At 59.7% G+C, this 3,183-nt stretch carries 3 protein-coding genes; all 3 read left to right on the top strand.

Going from position 1 to position 3,183, the window contains the following annotated elements; genetic code table 11:
* Positions 1 to 1,119 (top strand): sensor histidine kinase (locus G5358_RS20560; RefSeq protein ID WP_421324829.1); only part of this gene is annotated, 1,119 nt, incomplete at its 5' end.
* Between the two features lie 129 nt (positions 1,120 to 1,248).
* Positions 1,249 to 1,992, top strand: coding sequence for a LytR/AlgR family response regulator transcription factor (locus G5358_RS20555; protein ID WP_421203619.1), 744 nt, complete (start codon positions 1,249 to 1,251; stop codon positions 1,990 to 1,992).
* A gap of 109 nt (positions 1,993 to 2,101) precedes the next feature.
* On the top strand, positions 2,102 to 3,183 hold a 1,082-nt coding region (locus G5358_RS20550; protein ID WP_421324828.1), incomplete at its 3' end, for an MFS transporter.

The following is a 3,183-nucleotide window of genomic DNA, read 5'->3' as shown; positions in this document are numbered from 1 at the left end:
CTCATCATCAAGCTGGTGCAGGATCTGGATGACGAGAAGGAGCTGATTGCCGCCAAGCAGGCCAAGCTGGCGCTCGATATCGCCAACAAGACGCTGCCTTTCTTCCAGAACATCGATCGCCACTCCCTCAGTCAGGTGTGCGATGTGATCCGGCGCGACATCAGCGCCGATGCGGTGGCCATCACAGATACCCATGACGTGCTGGCCTATGTCGGGGTGGGCAAGGACTATTACGAGCTGGACGAGCACCACGCCATCAGCGGCATGACCCAGCAGGCGGTGCTGCTCGACCAGATCATCATCAACAACGATTTGCGCCAGTATCACCTCTCCGATTTCCACTCGGTCATCATTATTCCGCTGCGGGAAAACGGCTCGGTGAGCGGCACCCTCAAGATCTACTACCGCCGCACCCACAGCATCACCAGCTCCCTGCGGGAGATGGCGGTCGGCCTCTCCCAGCTCATCTCCACCCAGATGGAGGTGTCGCGCATCGAGCAGCTCAAGGAGATGACCCGCAAGGCGGAGTTCACCGCGCTGCAGAGCAAGATTAACCCGCACTTCCTGTTCAATGCCCTCAACGCCATCTCATCCTTGATCCGCATTCGCCCCCAGCAGGCGCGCCAGCTGATCGCCAATCTGGCGGATTACCTGCGCTACAACCTCAACAAGGGGGATGAGCTTATCGACATTCAGGAGGAGCTGCAGCAGGTGCGTGACTACGTGGCAATCGAGCAGGCCCGCTTCGGCGACAAGCTAGAGGTGGTGTTCGAGGTGGACGACGTGCACATTCAGGTGCCGAGCCTGCTGTTGCAGCCGCTGGTGGAAAACGCCATCCTGCACGGCATCCAGCCCCGCAGCGCGCCGGGCCGGGTCACCATCGAGGTGAAACAGCTGGCGGGCGGCATCCGGGTATCGGTGCGCGATACCGGTTACGGCATCAGTCAGGCGGTGATCGACGGGGTCGCCGCCGGTCGGGTGGAGAGTCGCAGCATTGGCCTGATGAACGTGCATCAGAGGGTCAAGCTGCTCTATGGTGACGGCCTGCACCTCAAGCGGCTGGAGCCGGGTACCGAGGTGAGTTTCTATCTGCCGGATCAGGAGTCGATGCCATGCTGAGAGCCATCATGGTTGAGGATAAGTGTGTGCCGCGAGAGGTGTTGTCATGCTGAAAGCGATCATTGTGGAAGACGAATGTTTGATTCGTGAGGAGCTTGCTTCTCCTGTGCTCCTTCAGGGGGCAATGTCATGTTGAAAGCGATCATAGTGGAAGACGAGTATCTGGCTCGCGAGGAGTTGATCTATCTGGTGAATCAGCACAGCCAGATCGAGATAGTGGCGAGCTTCGAGGATGGGCTGGAGGCGTTCAAATACCTGCAGGATCACGAGGTGGATGTGGTGTTTCTGGATATCCAGATCCCTTCCATCGACGGCCTGCTGCTGGCCAAGAACCTGCACAAGTCGAGCCATCCGCCCCACATTGTCTTCGTCACCGCCTACAAGGAATTTGCGGTGGAGGCGTTCGAGCTGGAGGCGTTCGACTACATCCTCAAGCCCTACAACGAGCCCCGCATCATCAATCTGCTGCAAAAGCTCGAGCATGCGGGCAAGTCGCAGCCAGCCACCACAGGGGAGGCGAGCGGCGAGGGGATCAGCCCCCACAATCGCACCGTCAATCTGGTGAAGGGGGAGCGCATCATCGTCACCCCCTGCGAGCAGATCTACTACGCGGAAGCCGACGAGAAGCTCACCTATGTCTACACCCGCGACGATCGCTACGTGATGACCATGACCATCAGCGAGTTTGTCAGCCGGCTGCCGGCCGAGGGGTTCTTTCGCTGCCACCGCTCCTACTGCGTCAACATCAACAAAATCCGCGAAATAGTCCCCTGGTTTAACAGCACTTATCTCATCCGGCTCCATGATCTGCCGTTCGAGGTGCCGGTCAGTCGCAGCAACATCAAGGCGTTCCGTCAGCTGATGCGGCTCTGATTGTCATTCATTCCCGCCGATCTGCATTTCATGCCTTAATCGATCGGCGCGAGCTGCGTCTTGCCTATAGTGGCCTCAATTTCCTTAAGGCCATCGACCGAGACGCATCATGACCAAAGAGATGAACCGCACCCGGTACCTGACACTGATCGGTACCATCATCACCCAGTTTGCACTGGGTTCTGTCTATACCTGGAGCCTGTTCAACGCCCAGCTCTCCGACAAGCTGGACGAGCCGGTGAGTCAGGTCGCTTTCGCCTTCGGCCTGCTCAGCCTCTCGCTGGCGGTCGCTTCCTCCATGGCGGGCAAGCTGCAGGAGCGGTTCGGGGTGCGCAACGTGACCCTGGGCGCCGGCGTGCTGCTCGGCATCGGCTTCTTCCTCACCGCCCATGCCAGCAATCTGGCGATGCTCTACCTCTGCGCGGGCATTCTGGTCGGTTTTGCCGACGGTACCGGTTACCTGATGACCCTCTCCAACTGCGTGAAATGGTTCCCGGAGCGCAAGGGGCTGATCTCTGCCTGTTCCATCGGTGCCTATGGCCTCGGTAGCCTCGGTTTCAAATACATCAACCTGCTGCTGCTCTCCAGCTCCGGCCTTGAGACCACCTTCCAGCTGTGGGGGCTGATCGCCATGTCCATGGTGCTGGTGGGCGGCATGCTGATGAAGGATGCGCCCAAACAGGCCGCTTCCGTGCAGCAGAGCGAGAGCCGTGACTTCACTCTGGCCGAGGCGATGCGCAAGCCGCAGTACTGGATGCTGGCGCTGATGTTCCTCACCGCCTGCATGAGCGGCCTCTACGTCATCGGCGTGGCCAAGGATATCGGCGAGAAGATGGTGGGTCTGCCTGCCGTGGTCGCCGCCAATGCCGTCGCCATCATCGCCATGGCCAACCTGGGTGGCCGTCTGGTGCTGGGGATCCTCTCCGACAAGATGTCCCGCATCCGGGTCATCACCATTGCCCAGCTGATTACCCTGGCGGGCATGGCGCTGCTGCTGTTTGTACCGCTCAATGCCAACCTGTTCTTTGTGGCGGTCGCCTGTGTGGCGTTCAGCTTCGGTGGCACCATCACCGTCTACCCCTCGCTGGTGAGCGACTTCTTCGGTCTCAACAACCTGACCAAGAACTACGGCGTCATCTATCTGGGCTTTGGTCTGGGCAGCATCATCGGCTCCATCGTGGCCTCCCTGTT

The organism is Aeromonas sp. 604176, from assembly GCF_049170755.1.
GTDB classification, from domain to species: Bacteria; Pseudomonadota; Gammaproteobacteria; order Enterobacterales; family Aeromonadaceae; genus Aeromonas; species Aeromonas veronii_A.
The sequence above is the reverse complement of the archived record's forward strand: the minus strand, read 5'-3'. Positions and strand labels throughout refer to the sequence as shown.